Raw genomic sequence first — 16,243 nt, 5'->3', positions numbered from 1 at the left:
GGATCTGCCTCCCTTGCGGGGGCGACCTCCCCTCACCCATTCAATTTCATCGCAGCAAAAAAGAAACCGCCCGGATCGCTCCGGGCGGTTTTGATTTTTTCCATCCCTTACCGATTTACTCGGCCGGGGTGTTCTCGCTGGCGAGGTCCTGCAGCATCGGCGTTGCAACACCGGCGCCGGTGCCCTTGCGGCGCTCTTCGAGGATGAGCTCGTCGCGGGCCGTGGCGATGCGGCGGATCTGCGTCATGGTACCGCCGGTACCGGCCGGGATCAGGCGGCCGACGATGACGTTTTCCTTCAGACCCTGCAGACCGTCGGTCTTGCCGGCGATAGCAGCTTCGGTGAGCACCTTCGTCGTTTCCTGGAAGGACGCAGCCGAGATGAAGGACGGCGTCTGCAGCGATGCCTTGGTGATACCGAGCAGAACCGGATCGCCATAAGCAGGCTTCTTGCCTTCTTCGATGAGGCGGTCGTTGGCGTCGTCCAGTTCGATACGATCGACGTTGTCGCCGACGATGTACTGGCTGTCGCCCGCATCGGTGATTTCCACCTTCTGCAGCATCTGACGGACAATCACTTCGATGTGCTTGTCGTTGATGACAACGCCCTGCAAGCGGTAGACTTCCTGGATTTCGTTGACCAGGTAGGAAGCCAGAGCCTCCACGCCCTTGATCGCCAGGATGTCGTGCGGAGCCGGGTTACCGTCGAGGATGTAGTCACCCTTTTCGATATAGTCGCCTTCCTGAAGGTGGAAGGGCTTGCCCTTCGGGATCAGGTACTCGACCGGCTCGACACCGTCTTCCGCCGGCTCGATGATGACGCGACGCTTGTTCTTGTAGTCGCGGCCGAGGCGGATCGTACCATCGATCTCTGCGATGATGGCGTGGTCCTTCGGACGACGAGCTTCGAACAGTTCGGCAACACGCGGCAGACCACCGGTGATGTCCTTGGTCTTGGCGCTTTCCAGCGGCGAACGGGCGAGAACGTCACCCTGCGACACCTTCGTGCCCGGCTCGACCGACAGGATCGCGTCGACCGAGAGCAGGAAGCGGGCTTCGCCACCGCGCGAGAGCTTGGCGACATTACCGCTAGCGTCCTTGATGACGATCGCCGGCTTCAGATCGGAACCGCGCGGCGTCGAGCGCCAGTCGATAACCTGACGCTTGGTGATGCCGGTGGACTCGTCCGTCGCTTCGAGGACCGAGAGACCGTCGACGACGTCTTCGAAGTGAACCGTACCGGCCACTTCCGTCATCATCGGACGGGTATAGGGGTCCCACTCTGCCAGACGCTGACCGCGCTTCACCTTGTCGCCGTCGTCGACATACAGCTTCGAGCCGTAGGCAACGCGCTGCGAAGAACGTTCGACGCCACGTTCGTCCAGGATCTGGACCGTCATGTTGCGGCCCATGGCAACGAGGTTGCCATCGGAGTTGCGCAGCATGTTGCGGTTCTTGATCTGAACCGTGCCTTCATACGAAGCTTCCAGGAACGACTGGTCGACCACGGTTGCCGTGCCGCCCAGGTGGAAGGTACGCATGGTCAGCTGCGTGCCCGGCTCACCGATCGACTGTGCGGCGATGACGCCGACAGCTTCGCCGATGTTGACAGGCGTACCGCGAGCAAGGTCACGGCCGTAGCAGACCGAGCACACGCCCGTCTGGATTTCGCAGGTCAGTGCCGAACGAATGCGGATCGACTGGATACCGGCCTTCTCGATCTCGATGACATCAGGCTCGAGGATCATCTTGCCGGCATCGACGATGCGCTCACCCGTGACCGGATGATCGATGTCGTCCAGGGCCGTACGGCCGAGGATGCGGGCGCCGAGCGAGGCGACAACCTGACCGGCATCGACGATGGCGGTCATGGTGAGGCCGTTTTCGGTACCGCAATCGACGTGCGTAACGATGCAATCCTGCGCGACGTCGACGAGACGACGGGTCAGGTAGCCCGAGTTCGCGGTCTTCAAGGCGGTGTCGGCCAGACCCTTACGGGCACCGTGCGTCGAGTTGAAGTACTCGTTAACGGTGAGGCCTTCCTTGAAGTTCGAGATGATCGGCGTCTCGATGATTTCGCCCGACGGCTTGGCCATGAGGCCGCGCATGCCGCCCAGCTGGCGCATCTGGTTCGGAGAACCACGAGCACCCGAGTGGCTCATCATGTAGATCGAATTCATCGGCTTCTGGCGACCGGTCTTCTCGTCGAACTCGACGGCCTTAATGCGGGCCATCATTTCTTCGGCGACCTTTTCCGTGGCCTTGCCCCAGGCGTCGACAACCTTGTTGTACTTTTCGCCCTGGGTGATCAGGCCGTCGTTGTACTGCTGCTCGTATTCCTTCACGAGTGCTTCGGTATCGCCGACGATCTTAACCTTGGTGTCCGGAATGACCATGTCGTCCTTGCCGAACGAAATGCCGGCGCGGCAAGCATGGGAGAAGCCAAGCTGCATGATGCGGTCGCAGAAAATGACCGTGTCCTTCTGGCCGCAATGGCGGTAGACCGTGTCGATCATCTTGGAGATGTTCTTCTTGGTCATTTCCTGGTTGCAGATGTCGAAGGTCACCTTGCCGTGCTTCGGCAGCAGTTCACCGATCAGCAGGCGGCCTGGCGTCGTCTCATAGATCTTCGAATAGGGCTTGCCCTCTTCGTCGACCGACTTGAAGCGGCCACGGATCTTCGAGTGCAGCGTCACGACCTTGTTTTCGAGAGCGTGATGCAACTCACCGAGGTCGGAGAAGGCCATGCCTTCGCCCGGCTCATTCTGGTTCAGGATCGACAGGTAGTACAGGCCGAGAACCATGTCCTGCGAGGGAACGATGATCGGCGCGCCGTTTGCCGGATGCAGAATGTTATTGGTCGACATCATCAGCACGCGGGCTTCAAGCTGGGCTTCCAGCGAGAGCGGCACGTGAACGGCCATCTGGTCACCGTCGAAGTCGGCGTTGAAGGCCGTGCAGACGAGCGGATGCAGCTGGATCGCCTTGCCTTCGACCAGCGTGGGTTCGAAGGCCTGGATGCCCAGGCGGTGCAGCGTCGGCGCGCGGTTCAGGAGAACCGGATGCTCGCGGATGACCTCGTCGAGGATATCCCAAACTTCCGGCTTTTCCTTTTCAACCAGCTTCTTGGCCTGCTTGACGGTCGAGGAATAACCCTTCGCGTCGAGGCGGGCGTAGATGAACGGCTTGAACAGCTCGAGCGCCATCTTCTTCGGCAGGCCGCACTGGTGCAGCTTCAGTTCCGGACCGGTCACAATGACCGAACGGCCGGAATAGTCGACGCGCTTGCCGAGCAGGTTCTGACGGAAGCGGCCCTGCTTGCCCTTGAGCATGTCGGACAGCGACTTCAGCGGACGCTTATTGGCGCCGGTGATGACGCGGCCACGGCGGCCGTTGTCGAACAGCGCATCGACAGATTCCTGCAGCATGCGCTTTTCGTTGCGGATGATGATGCCCGGAGCGCGCAGTTCGATGAGGCGCTTCAGACGGTTGTTACGGTTGATGACGCGGCGATACAGATCGTTCAGATCCGACGTCGCGAAGCGGCCGCCATCGAGCGGAACCAGCGGGCGCAGGTCCGGCGGGATGACCGGGACGACCTTCATGATCATCCATTCCGGACGGTTGCCGGATTCCATGAAGTTCTCGACGATCTTCAGGCGCTTCATCAGCTTCTTCTGCTTGAGGTCCGACGTGGTGTCGGCAAGCTCCGAGCGCAGGTCGCCGGCGATCTTTTCGAGGTTCATGCTGGCCAGCATCTCGTAGATCGCTTCAGCGCCGATCATGGCGGTGAACTGGTCTTCGCCATATTCGTCGACGGCGAGCATGTACTCTTCTTCAGAGAGAAGCTGATGCTCCTTCAGAGCCGTCAGGCCCGGCTCGGTGACGATGTAGTTTTCGAAGTAGAGAACGCGCTCTACATCCTTCAGCGTCATGTCGAGCAGCGTCGAAATACGCGAAGGCAGCGACTTCAGGAACCAGATGTGGGCAACGGGAGCGGCGAGCTCGATATGGCCCATGCGCTCACGGCGAACGCGCGACAGCGTGACTTCGACGCCGCACTTTTCGCAGATGATGCCCTTGTACTTCATGCGCTTGTACTTGCCGCACAAGCATTCGTAGTCCTTGATCGGTCCGAAGATTCGTGCGCAGAAAAGACCATCACGTTCCGGCTTGAACGTACGATAGTTGATCGTTTCCGGCTTCTTGATCTCGCCATAAGACCAGGAAAGAATCTTCTCCGGCGACGCAATCGAAATCCGGATGGAATCGAAATTCTGCGCAGGCACCTGCGGATTGAAAAGATTCATGACCTCTTGGTTCATGCCTATCTCCTTTAGGGGCGAAACGCCCTCGAATTGCGAACAGTGCCGGCAAATCCCGGGAACCGGACTGACGCCTTAAAACCGCCTTGCGGCGCCATGCATCCGAAAGGACGTCGACGGCGCTGCAATATTCCAAACGGTGCGCGCTGACCGACAGCGCGCACCCGCAGGCTATTACTCTGCTGCGTCCGGAAGCTGGCTTGCCGTCTGCAGATCGTCGACCTTGGAGTTTTCCAGTTCGACGCTGAGACCCAGCGAGCGCATTTCCTTGACGAGAACGTTGAAGCTTTCCGGAATGCCCGCTTCGAAGGTGTCGTCGCCACGAACGATGGCTTCGTAGACCTTGGTGCGGCCGGCCACGTCGTCCGACTTGACCGTGAGCATTTCCTGCAGCGTGTAGGCTGCACCGTAAGCTTCAAGTGCCCAGACTTCCATTTCGCCGAAGCGCTGACCACCGAACTGCGCCTTACCGCCCAGCGGCTGCTGGGTGACGAGCGAGTACGGACCGATCGAACGGGCGTGGATCTTGTCGTCGACAAGGTGGTTCAGCTTCAGCATGTAGATGTAGCCAACCGTGACCTGACGGTCGAACTGCTCGCCGGTACGACCGTCGTACAGTGTCGACTGACCGGTCTGTTTGAGACCTGCCATAGCCAGCATGTGGTTGACATCCGCTTCGCCAGCGCCGTCGAAGACCGGGGTCGCGATGGACACGCCACGCTTCCACTGATCAGCCAGACGCAGGACCGACGCATCGTCATACCCGTGAACGTCGTCGCTCTTCGGGCCGTCGCCGACGACCAGATCGATCGTCTTGCGCAGAGGCTCGATGTTGCCGCTTGCCTTGTAGGCTTCGATCAGTTCACCGATCTGACGACCCATGCCGGCGCAAGCCCAGCCAAGGTGCGTTTCGAGAATCTGACCGACGTTCATGCGCGAGGGAACGCCGAGCGGGTTCAGCACGATATCGACATGCGTACCGTCTTCAAGGAACGGCATGTCCTCAACCGGAACAATGCGCGAGACCACGCCCTTGTTCCCGTGACGGCCTGCCATCTTGTCGCCCGGCTGGATCTTACGCTTCACAGCGACGAAGACCTTGACCATCTTCATGACGCCCGGAGGCATTTCGTCGCCGCGCTGGACCTTCTCGACCTTGTCCATGAAGCGCTGTTCAAGGCGCGACTTGGATTCGTCGTACTGGCCGCGCAGAGCTTCGAGCTCGCCCTGGACCTTTTCGTCCTCAACGGCGAACATCCACCACTGCGAACGCGGATACTCCGAAACGACTGAATTCGACAGTTCCGTGCCCTTCTTGAAGCCCTTCGGACCTGCAAGAGCAACCTGACCGCGCAGCATCTCGACCAGGCGGCCGTAGACGTTACGGTCGAGGATCGCCTGCTCGTCGTCGCGGTCCTTGGCAAGGCGTTCGATCTCTTCGCGCTCGATCGCCATGGCACGTTCGTCCTTTTCGACGCCGTGACGGTTGAAGACGCGGACTTCGACGACCGTACCGTAGGTGCCGGGCGGCATGCGCATGGAGGTATCGCGAACGTCGGATGCCTTTTCACCGAAGATGGCGCGCAGAAGCTTTTCTTCCGGCGTCATCGGGCTTTCGCCCTTCGGCGTGATCTTGCCGACGAGGATATCGCCCGGCTGAACTTCGGCGCCGATGTAAACGATGCCGGCTTCGTCCAGGTTCTTCAGCGCTTCTTCCGAAACGTTCGGAATGTCGCGGGTGATTTCTTCCGGACCGAGCTTGGTGTCGCGCGCCATCACTTCGAATTCTTCGATGTGGATGGAGGTGAACACGTCGTCGGCAACGATACGCTCGGAGAGCAGGATCGAGTCTTCGTAGTTGTAGCCGTTCCACGGCATGAACGCGACGAGCACGTTCCGGCCGAGAGCCAGATCGCCGAGGTCGGTCGACGGACCGTCTGCCAGGATGTCGCCCTTGTTGACCACGTCACCGACGGTGACCAGCGGACGCTGGTTGACGCAGGTGTTCTGGTTCGAACGCTGGAACTTCATCAGGCGATAGATATCGACGCCGGACTTCGACGGATCGAGGTCTTCGGTGGCGCGGATAACGATACGCGTTGCGTCAACCTGGTCGACCACGCCGCCGCGGCGGGCGCCGATAGCAGCACCGGAATCACGCGCGACGACCGGCTCCATGCCGGTACCGACGAACGGGGCTTCGGCGCGCAGAAGCGGCACGGCCTGACGCTGCATGTTCGAGCCCATGAGAGCGCGGTTGGCGTCGTCGTTTTCCAGGAACGGGATCAGAGCGGCAGCAACCGAAACCAGCTGCTTCGGCGAGACGTCCATCAGGTTGATGTTGTCGCGCGGAGCGAGCATGACTTCGCCGGCATGACGGCAAACGACGAATTCCTCGATGAAGGAGCCGTCGGCGTCGAGCTCGGCGTTGGCCTGAGCAACGTAGTACTTCGCCTCTTCCATGGCGGAGAGGTAGAGCACGTCGTTGGTCACCTTACCGTCGATGATGCGGCGATAAGGGCTTTCGATGAAGCCGTACTTGTTGACGCGGGCAAAGGTCGCCAGCGAGTTGATGAGGCCGATGTTCGGACCTTCCGGCGTTTCGATCGGGCAAATACGACCGTAGTGCGTCGGATGAACGTCGCGGACTTCGAAGCCGGCGCGCTCGCGGGTCAGACCGCCCGGGCCGAGAGCCGAAAGACGACGCTTGTGGGTGATTTCCGAAAGCGGGTTCACCTGGTCCATGAACTGCGACAGCTGCGAGGAGCCGAAGAATTCGCGGACGGCAGCGGCGGCCGGCTTTGCGTTGATCAGATCCTGCGGCATGACCGTGTCGATTTCGATCGAGGACATACGTTCCTTGATCGCACGTTCCATGCGCAGCAAGCCGAGGCGATACTGGTTTTCCATCAGCTCGCCGACCGAACGGACGCGACGGTTGCCGAGGTTGTCGATGTCGTCGATCTCGCCCTTGCCGTCGCGCAGCTCGACGAGCATCTTGACCACGGCCAGGATGTCGTCCTTGCGCAGGATGCGGACGGTGTCTTCGACGTCGAGGTCGAGACGCATGTTCATCTTCACGCGGCCGACGGCGGAGAGGTCGTAACGCTCCGCATCGAAGAACAGCGAGTTGAACATGGCTTCGGCCGATTCCATGGTCGGCGGTTCACCCGGACGCATGACGCGGTAGATGTCGAACAGAGCGTCCTGACGGTTCTCGTTCTTGTCGGCAGACAGCGTGTTGCGGATGTAGGCACCGACATTGATGTGGTCGATGCCGAGAATCGGGATTTCGTCGAAGCCGGCCTTCAGGATGATCGGCAGGGTCTTCTCGTCGATTTCGTCGCCGGCTTCGAGATAGATCTCACCGGTCTGGAAGTTGACGATATCTTCTGCCAGGAACAGGCCGTAAAGCTCTTCGTCCGTCGCCTTGAGGGCCTTCAGGCCCTTGTCCTGCAGCTGACGCAACAGGCGCGGGGTGAGCTTCTTGCCGCCTTCAACCACGACTTCGCCGGTGTCGGCGTCGATCATGTCGGAAACGGTCTTGGCGCCCTTCAGCGTTTCCGCCTTGAAGGGGATGCGCCAGCCATCGCCGGAGCGCTCATAGAGCGACTTCGTGTAGAAGGTCGACAGGATTTCTTCGCCGTCCATGCCGAGCGCCATCAGCAGCGACGTCACCGGAATCTTGCGGCGACGGTCGATACGGGCGTAGACGATGTCCTTGGCGTCGAATTCGATATCGAGCCAGGAGCCGCGATACGGGATAACGCGGGCGGCGAAGAGCAGCTTGCCGGAAGAATGGCTCTTGCCCTTGTCGTGGTCGAAGAAGACGCCCGGCGAACGGTGCATCTGCGACACGATCACGCGCTCGGTGCCGTTGACGATGAACGTACCGTTGTTCGTCATGAGCGGCATGTCGCCCATGTAAACGCTCTGTTCCTTGATGTCCTTGATGGACTTCGCGCCGGTATCCTCGTCGATATCGAACACGATCAGACGGAGGGTCACCTTCAGCGGCGCGGCGTAGGTCAGGTCGCGCTGGCGGCACTCATCAACGTCGAACTTCGGCGGTTCGAACTCATAGGAAACGAACTCCAGCATGGAAGCGCCGGAGAAATCAGTGATCGGGAAAACCGACTTGAAGACGGCCTGGAGACCTTCGTCCGGGCGGCCGCCCTTGGGTTCTTCGACCATGAGAAACTGATCGTAGGACGCTTTTTGAACCTCGATGAGGTTCGGCATCTCTGCGACTTCGGGAATCTTACCAAAAAACTTGCGTACGCGCCTGCGACCGTTGAACGAAAGGGTCTGAGCCATCGTCGCTCCTTTAAAATCCTGCACCCGGGCCTGCAACGGATGGGAATCGCTGGCCAGGCGACCCCATCAATCAATGAGTAGTTCAATCTCGTCTATCTAACCGAAAACCGCTCAGCCGGATTGCGTCGCGGTTCGGTTTGAGACCATCCTCTTGAAGAACCCATTACCCAAAAGCCGTTTTGCCCGCGGCTTTTGGGTAATTCGTTCAGAAAAACGGCAAATGGGAGGTAGCAAAAAGCCACCTCCCAAAGCAGTTTCAAGCTTACTTAACGTCGACCTTAGCGCCGGCGTCTTCGAGCTTCTTCTTGATGTCAGCAGCTTCAGCCTTGGAAACAGCTTCCTTGACAGCCTTCGGAGCGGCTTCAACGAGGTCCTTGGCTTCCTTGAGGCCCAGGCCGGTGATGGCGCGGACTTCCTTGATGACGTTGATCTTGTTCGCGCCGGCATCAGCGAGGATGACGTCGAACTCGGTCTTTTCTTCTTCAGCAGCTGCAGCAGCGCCGCCAGCACCACCGGCAACGGCAGCAACAGCTACCGGAGCAGCGGCGGAAACGCCCCACTTTTCTTCGAGAAGCTTGGACAGTTCTGCGGCTTCGAGAACGGTCAGCGAGGAGAGGTCGTCTACGATCTTTGCGAGATCAGCCATTTTTGTAGTTCCTTTTGTTCGGTTCGAACTGGTTGGTTATAAACAGCGAAAAACCGCCTTACGCGGCTTCGTCCTTCTTGGCGTAGGCCGAGAACACGCGAGCAAGCTGACTTGCCGGCGCTGCAACAACACCTGCGATGCGGGTAGCCGGAGTCTGGATCATGCCCAGCAGCTTCGCGCGCAGCTCGTCCAGCGAAGGCAGGGTCGCGAGCGACTTTACACCTTCGGCGTTGAGCGTTGTTGTTCCCATGGCGCCGCCCAGAACAACGATCTTGTCGTTGCCCTTGGCGAAATCCACGACGACCTTCGGAGCGGTAATCGGATCAGTGCTGTATGCAATCAGCGTCTGACCGGTGAAGAGATTGGAAATCCCTTCCGCATCCGTGCCCTGAAGAGCAATTTTGGCCAGGCGGTTCTTCGCGACTTTGACGGTGCCGCCAGCAGCGCGCATCTTGGAACGAAAATCGTTCATCTGAGCGACTGTAGCACCAGCATAGTGGGCCACGACAACCGAGCCCGAAGCCTTGAAGACTTCGTTCAGTTCCGTGACGAATTCGCGTTTTTCCGCTCTTTCCACTGCTTTTCTCCAGTTGACAGGACCGGGTTAACGGGCCTGCCGGGTTGCCTTTTGCCTCCTGGGATCAATGAGATCCCAAGCGACGCTTGAGGATCCTGTCCCCTCGCGCTCGAGCCTGACGGCTCCAAGGCACAAGGCATCCAAGGCTCGAACCGAGTTCATCGAAGCAAAGCTTCTTCAAAATTCGGGTCTTACCCGTCTCATGCAGGCTTAAGTGATTAAGGGATAACCACCTGCAATCTCGGACAGGAATTCCGGATTTCTCCGGAAATCCCGGCCCCGAAAGGCCGGGAATTCTTAAATACCGGGCTCAGCGCCCGGCAGAACCAATCAGGCGCTCGGCGCCGTAACCGTCGACGGCTCGATCTTGACGCCCGGACCCATGGTCGAGGAGATCGCTACGCGCTTGACGTAGTTGCCCTTGGCGCCGGCCGGCTTCGCCTTGATCACGGCGTCAGCGAAGGCGCGGATGTTTTCTTCCAGAGCCTTGGCGTCGAAGGAAGCCTTGCCGATACCGGCATGGACGATACCAGCCTTCTCGACGCGGAACTCGACAGCGCCGCCCTTGGAAGCTTCAACAGCTGCCTTGACGTCCATCGTAACGGTGCCAACCTTCGGGTTCGGCATCATGCCACGCGGGCCGAGAACCTTACCGAGACGGCCGACAAGCGGCATCATGTCCGGGGTGGCGATGCAGCGATCGAAATCGATCTTACCGCCCTGAACGATTTCAACCAGGTCTTCTGCGCCAACGATGTCCGCACCAGCAGCCTTGGCCTCGTCAGCCTTGGCGCCGCGAGCGAAGACAGCAACGCGAACCGTACGGCCAGTGCCGTTCGGCAGGTTGACAACGCCACGAACCATCTGGTCGGCGTGACGCGGGTCAACGCCGAGGTTCATCGAGATTTCGACGGTTTCGTCGAACTTGGCGACGGCACGTTCCTTGACCATGTTGATGGCCAAATCCAGAGCATAGAGCTTGGTCGGATCAACGCCTTCACGAATCTTCTGAATACGCTTTGCTACCATGGTCTTAGCCCACCACTTCCAGGCCCATCGCGCGGGCGGAGCCCTCGATCATGGCCATTGCGCCCTCGATATCGGCTGCGTTCAGATCCTTCATCTTGGCTTCGGCGATTGCCTTGACCTGAGCCTTGGTCAGGGTGCCAGCCTTGGCGCCCTTGCCCGGGGTCTTCGAGCCGGACTGGATCTTTGCTTCCTTCTTCAGGAAGTAGCTGACCGGCGGCTGCTTCATGACGAAGGTGAAGGACTTGTCCTGGTAGTAGGTGATGACGACCGGGATCGGCATACCCTTTTCCATTTCCTGCGTGGCGGCATTGAACGCCTTGCAGAATTCCATGATGTTAATGCCACGCTGACCAAGCGCAGGACCGATCGGCGGCGACGGATTCGCCGAGCCGGCCTTGACCTGCAGCTTGAGCTGGCCTGCAACTTTCTTAGCCATTTCTCTCTGCCTTTCTACATGACCGGTTGCCCGGCCTACTATGCCGGATCGCTCCGGCGGCTGCGGTTGCGTGGTGCGGATTAACAGGTCCGGCTAAGACCCTACCCTTCCACGCGGATTGCGGCTTTGCCGCGAGACATAAGTAAGCATTTACTTATATCCAAACTCGAACGAAAGGCCAGCCGCCAGGCCAACCTTTCGTAGAAATCCCAATCAGACCTTCTCGACCTGGCTGTATTCCAGCTCGACCGGCGTAGCGCGGCCGAAAATCGACACTTCCACCTTCAGGCGCGAACGCTCTTCGTCCACGTCCTGAACCGTGCCGTTGAACGATGCGAACGGACCGTCGGATACACGAACCTGCTCGCCGATCTCGAAGGATACGGAAGCCTTCGGCCGCTCGACGCCTTCCTGAACTTGGCCGAGAATGCGCTCGGCTTCATAATCCGGAATCGGAACAGGCTTATTGTCGGAGCCGAGGAAGCCAGTGACCTTCGGCGTATTCTTGATCAGATGGTAGGCCTCATCCGTCAGGTTGGCGCGCACCAGCACGTAACCCGGGAAGAACTTGCGCTCGCTGTCAACCTTACGGCCGCGACGAACTTCGACCACCTTCTCGGTCGGCACAAGGATCTTCTCGAACAGATGCTCGAGACCCTTCTGCTTGGCCTTCTCCTCAATGGATTCAGCCACCTTCTTTTCGAAATTAGAATAAGCGTGGACGATGTACCAACGTGCCGCCATGTTCATCTCCACCCGATATCAATTGCCGGTATTCAGCACATAGCTGAGAATCCAGCCAATGAGCTGGTCAGCAGCAAAGAAAAACAGCGAGGCGAACACGACCATGACGAGCACCATCACCGTCGAGATCATGGTCTCGCGGCGCGATGGCCAAGTAATTTTCGACGTCTCGGAGCGCACCTGCCGCAGAAACGCTAGTGGATTCGTTTTGGATGCCATTGACTGCCCACGCAATTACGGCGCGTAAAGCTGAACATATCAGCCCCACGCACCGCGTGTCTGTTAAACCCTACATAAACACCGATTCCCGATTTAACAAGAGGCAATACGGCGTTTTCTAAAATTTGCCGACAATCCGGCATAACCCTCAACCCAAGAAGCTGCGAAACGACGCGCCAGTCAAATCAAGGAAAATGGCAGGGGCAGCAGGGCTCGAACCTACGACCTGCGGTTTTGGAGACCGCCGCTCTACCAACTGAGCTATACCCCTTCTTCCTTCGAATATTCGCTTCAAGCGGTGGACCGCCTGGGCAGTTCGAAGACATGGCGCTCCCTTTAAGGCGGGATGAAACGATTGGCAAGAGCGTTTTTTGCTTTTTCCCAATCGAACCCGCAACTTCGCGCAGGACATAACCGGGCGGAAGATCCGCCACCGGGGCGAAGCTGCCGCGTATGCTGCGGAAAGACTGCCCCTCGCCTTCGTTATTCCCCGGGAGAGCCTTTCGGCTTGCGCTTGAGAAATTTCGGCCTGAGGCGGCGCATGAAGTTATCCGCGGAGCGAATCACATTCGTCAGGGAGATCAGCTTGTCTATTTCGGCATCGGTATTACCGAGCCGCTCCGACAAAACCTCGGCCGCTGCCAGAGCAATCTCGGCCGGAGGAACTTCCGTGAAGCGCTGGGCAAGGCTGATATACGGGTTCAGTGCGACCCCACCATGGATGGTGATCTTTCCCAACCGGGCAAACAGGCGCAGGAAGGTCTGCTCGAAGCTCCAATCGTGAGCGGAAACCACCCTCCACTTCTGACTGCGTCTGGCCGAGAAACCTGCAAGCACGATCGCGCCGGGCAATTTCAGATCGCTGAGCCAGAGCGCCATGGCAAAGCCGCTCGTCGGCGTCTTGCCCTCCGTATAGAAATCCGAACAAAAGCCCACAAGGTCGAGGTGGCCGGTCGGCGCTCCCTGAAAATCGGCGGCGGGATTGAGCTTTTCCTCCAGCCCGAGACGAATGTTCATGATGCCGAGGAAATATTCCTGCGGAAAGAATTTGACGACCTCGCCCACTTCGCCGCGATAGACGATGTTGGCACCGCGCGGCTGACCACGCGAGATCAGCAGCGAATGCCCATGGAACGGGCGATCCAGAACCTTGTAGACCTTATTGAAGAAGACGAAGAGCGCCGTCTGCGGAAACTGCGCCTGCAGGCTTGCGATATCGACCGCGTCGCTATTGGCGACCAGGACGATATGGGAAAACCCCATCAATATGGCCCGCCATTCGTCGGCGCTGTTCAAACCGGCCGCGGAGCCCGCAGCCGGTATGCCGACATCGATGTTTCCTGTCGTCTTATGATCCAAATCGCTCACTTCTGCTGGACGTGCAGCATGCGGTCGCGCATGGCAAACCATTCTTCAGCGTAATCGTCGTTGCGATATTCATCAAAATACGGGCCGCCATCGGTGAAGTGCACGAGCTTGGCATCTTCGCGATAGTCGTATTCGTTGACGAGATAGTTCCAGACGACCGGCACTTCGCCGATCTGATCGTCATTCTCCAGCCACTTGAACTGATGAAGCTGGAGGCCGGTCGCCGTATTGACGAAATCCTTCGTCAACGCCGTGCATTTGGCATTGTTGAACAGGATCATGCTCGACCAGTTCTTCTTCTCATACTTCGTCTGCGTCTGACCGAGGAACTTGGTTTCGATCTTCGGCTGATAGTCGTGCTTGACGCACATGGCGGCATAGCGGTCGTCGCGCAGCGCCCAAAGCTCGGCAATATCGGTGCGGGCGAGCATGTCGCAATCCATGAAGATGCTCCAGCCCTGGTAATCGCTGAGATAAGGCACGAGGAAGCGCGAGAAGGAAAATTCGGTCGACTGCAGCGGGTTGCGCTCGCGCGTGAAGATCCCCTCAAGATTGTTGAGCACGATCGGCGAGAACACCACCGGAATAGACGAGCGCTCGATGATGCTCTGGGTCAGGACGTGATAGGCCACGACCTCCTTGGAATCGAACCCGACAAAAATACGTGCAACATTATCCTTCATGACACCTCCGAAACGGCTGAGCGCTTACAGGTCAGCCGGCTATTATCTTTCGCTACGACGCAAATCGCGCGCTGTTCACCCTTGAGACCCATCGGCCGGAGGGTGCTGGTTCGAAACACGGGCGCGGATATACCGGCCATGCGCTGCAATCTCTAGGAGATGCTTCGCGAACGCAACCCTACTTAAATAAACGGCGTTATTTGTCGAGTGTTTGGGGAAGCATTTTTGGTTTTGTTGCGTAACAAATGGAGAGGCACCCTTATCCGGATTGATGCCTTTGCCGGGCGCCAATGCAAAGCGCCCGGCCGATCGCAGGGACCGCGTCCCCTCAGACCTTCACATATTTGCGCCAGTCGTGCTCTTCCTTGAAGCCCAAGACTTCGCGGATCTTGCGATTGGACAAGAGGCCCTCGTATTCACCGATCTCGCGCGTGAACGGAACGTTCGGAAAGTGCCTGGCAGCGAGTTCGCGCGACGGTGTGCTGGCCGATACCGTATCGTTGGCGGCATTGAACACCTGGAAGCCGAGGCCATTCTTCTCGATGCAGAGATGGACGATCTGGCCGAGATCGCGAGCATCGATATAGCTCCAGGCGATACGCTTGCGGATCTCGCTGTTGGCGAAAAACTCGGGGAAGCGCTCGTACTCGTGCGGCTCGATGACATTGCCGATGCGCAGCGCATAGATGTCGATGCCGAAGCGCTCGGCAAAGGCGCGGGCAGTCTTCTCGTTCACGACCTTGGACAGACCATAGGAATCCATCGGATTGACGTCGTAATCCTCTTCCAGCGGGAACTGATGGAAGTCGCGATGGCCTTCGGCGAAGCAGATCCCATAGGTCGTCTCGCTGGAGGCGACGATGATCTTCCTCACACCGAGCTTCGCCGCCGCCTCGATGACATTGTAGGTGCTCATCGTGTTGATGCGGAAGGTCTCGTTGTCGGGCTTGATCAGGATGCGCGGAATGGCGGCGAAATGCACGACGGCATCGAACGGCTGCACGCCGTTGCCATGATCGAGATCAGGAAAATCGCGATGCATGCTGAGGACATTATAGACTTGTCCCGCATCGGTGACATCGGCCTGCAGATTGGTGACGCCGGGGCTATTCAGCGGCACGAGATCGACATTGTGGACTTCATAGCCGGCATTGACCAGCCAGGGAACAGTGTGACGTCCAGCCTTGCCGCTGCCGCCAGTGAACAAAATACGTTTCTTCATGAAATCTCCTCCAGATAAAATCGAGCGATACATAGGCCCTTGCCTCCGTTTCGCAAGACACGGCTTGGTGACCTCACACTTTCCCGGCAAAATAATAGCATCGACTCGGCAAAGCATATGTCGCGCGGCGAAAGGAGATAAGTGAGATGCGGCCGATCGCGCTCGTCGAATATGATCCGCAATGGCCCCTTCTTTTCGAACATAGAAGCAAGGTAATTGGCCTGCTGCTTGGCCAGCCCGCTGCGTTTCATCATATCGGCAGCACTGCCATCACCGGATTATGCGCCAAGCCCAAGCTCGACATCGATGCGGTCCTTTTCTCGGAAGAGGACAGGCTCGCCGCGACGGAGCGCCTGAAGGAAGGCGGATATCGTTTTCACGGCGATCTGCATGGCGCCGGCCGCTGGGCCTTCACCAAGGATGAGACGCCTTGCGGCACGCGCCTTTATCTTTGCCTGCCCGACAATCAGGTCCACCGGGAGCGCCTTCTCTTTCGCGATTATCTGCGCGCCCATCCCGAACTTGCGGCGAATTATGCGACCTTGAAACGGCGCCTGGCCGAAGAGGCCAACGGTGACTGGGACCGCTATACCAGCGGCAAGAGCGATTTCGTTGAGGATGTCGTGCGCCGTGCGAAGGCCGAATTCGGATCGACGGAAAATATCACCGCCTGGTGAT

At 58.8% G+C, this 16,243-nt stretch carries 12 protein-coding genes and 1 tRNA gene; 1 reads left to right on the top strand and 12 read right to left on the bottom strand.

Annotated elements, in window-relative coordinates:
• Positions 1-115 precede the first annotated feature (115 nt).
• From rpoC to ABOK31_RS05210, 12 genes are all read right to left on the bottom strand, one after another.
• Positions 116-4,324, bottom strand: coding sequence for a DNA-directed RNA polymerase subunit beta' (gene rpoC, locus ABOK31_RS05265; RefSeq protein ID WP_047637047.1), 4,209 nt, complete (start codon positions 4,322-4,324; stop codon positions 116-118).
• A gap of 174 nt (positions 4,325-4,498) precedes the next feature.
• Positions 4,499-8,641 carry a DNA-directed RNA polymerase subunit beta gene (gene rpoB, locus ABOK31_RS05260; protein ID WP_174174441.1) on the bottom strand — a complete coding sequence of 1,381 codons (4,143 nt, stop codon included), beginning with the start codon at positions 8,639-8,641 and terminating at the stop codon, positions 4,499-4,501.
• A gap of 262 nt (positions 8,642-8,903) precedes the next feature.
• A complete protein-coding gene (gene rplL, locus ABOK31_RS05255; RefSeq protein ID WP_015339593.1) occupies positions 8,904-9,287 on the bottom strand; it encodes a 50S ribosomal protein L7/L12 in 384 nt (127 codons plus the stop codon).
• Between the two features lie 58 nt (positions 9,288-9,345).
• Positions 9,346-9,864, bottom strand: coding sequence for a 50S ribosomal protein L10 (gene rplJ, locus ABOK31_RS05250; RefSeq protein ID WP_004123444.1), 519 nt, complete (start codon positions 9,862-9,864; stop codon positions 9,346-9,348).
• Positions 9,865-10,194: 330 nt separating this feature from the next.
• Positions 10,195-10,893 (bottom strand): 50S ribosomal protein L1, encoded by a 699-nt coding sequence (rplA, locus tag ABOK31_RS05245; protein ID WP_174174439.1) that lies wholly within the window; start codon positions 10,891-10,893, stop codon positions 10,195-10,197.
• Between the two features lie 4 nt (positions 10,894-10,897).
• The gene (rplK, locus tag ABOK31_RS05240; protein ID WP_069614842.1) at positions 10,898-11,329 is read right to left on the bottom strand and encodes a 50S ribosomal protein L11; all 432 of its coding nucleotides are present in this window, start codon (positions 11,327-11,329) and stop codon (positions 10,898-10,900) included.
• A 213-nt stretch (positions 11,330-11,542) separates the two neighbouring features.
• Entirely contained in the window at positions 11,543-12,073 is a 531-nt protein-coding gene (gene nusG, locus ABOK31_RS05235) for a transcription termination/antitermination protein NusG (RefSeq protein WP_075857230.1), read from the bottom strand.
• 18 nt (positions 12,074-12,091) lie between these two features.
• Complete coding sequence (secE, locus tag ABOK31_RS05230; protein ID WP_069614841.1) at positions 12,092-12,292, bottom strand: preprotein translocase subunit SecE; 201 nt, start codon at positions 12,290-12,292, stop codon at positions 12,092-12,094.
• 195 nt (positions 12,293-12,487) lie between these two features.
• Positions 12,488-12,563, bottom strand: a tRNA-Trp gene (locus ABOK31_RS05225).
• A 212-nt stretch (positions 12,564-12,775) separates the two neighbouring features.
• A complete protein-coding gene (locus ABOK31_RS05220; protein ID WP_174174437.1) occupies positions 12,776-13,651 on the bottom strand; it encodes a 3-deoxy-manno-octulosonate cytidylyltransferase in 876 nt (291 codons plus the stop codon).
• 5 nt (positions 13,652-13,656) lie between these two features.
• Positions 13,657-14,343 carry a glycosyltransferase gene (locus tag ABOK31_RS05215; RefSeq protein WP_174174435.1) on the bottom strand — a complete coding sequence of 229 codons (687 nt, stop codon included), beginning with the start codon at positions 14,341-14,343 and terminating at the stop codon, positions 13,657-13,659.
• A gap of 328 nt (positions 14,344-14,671) precedes the next feature.
• Positions 14,672-15,565 carry an NAD(P)-dependent oxidoreductase gene (locus tag ABOK31_RS05210; RefSeq protein ID WP_174174433.1) on the bottom strand — a complete coding sequence of 298 codons (894 nt, stop codon included), beginning with the start codon at positions 15,563-15,565 and terminating at the stop codon, positions 14,672-14,674.
• A gap of 146 nt (positions 15,566-15,711) precedes the next feature.
• Here ABOK31_RS05210 and ABOK31_RS05205 point away from each other — a divergent pair, with 146 nt between their 5' ends.
• Entirely contained in the window at positions 15,712-16,242 is a 531-nt protein-coding gene (locus tag ABOK31_RS05205; protein ID WP_349957996.1) for a GrpB family protein, read from the top strand.
• Position 16,243 lies beyond the last annotated feature (1 nt).

This window comes from Rhizobium sp. ZPR4, assembly GCF_040215725.1.
GTDB classification, from domain to species: domain Bacteria; phylum Pseudomonadota; class Alphaproteobacteria; order Rhizobiales; family Rhizobiaceae; genus Rhizobium; species Rhizobium rhizogenes_D.
This window is presented reverse-complemented; position numbering and strand designations above follow the sequence as displayed.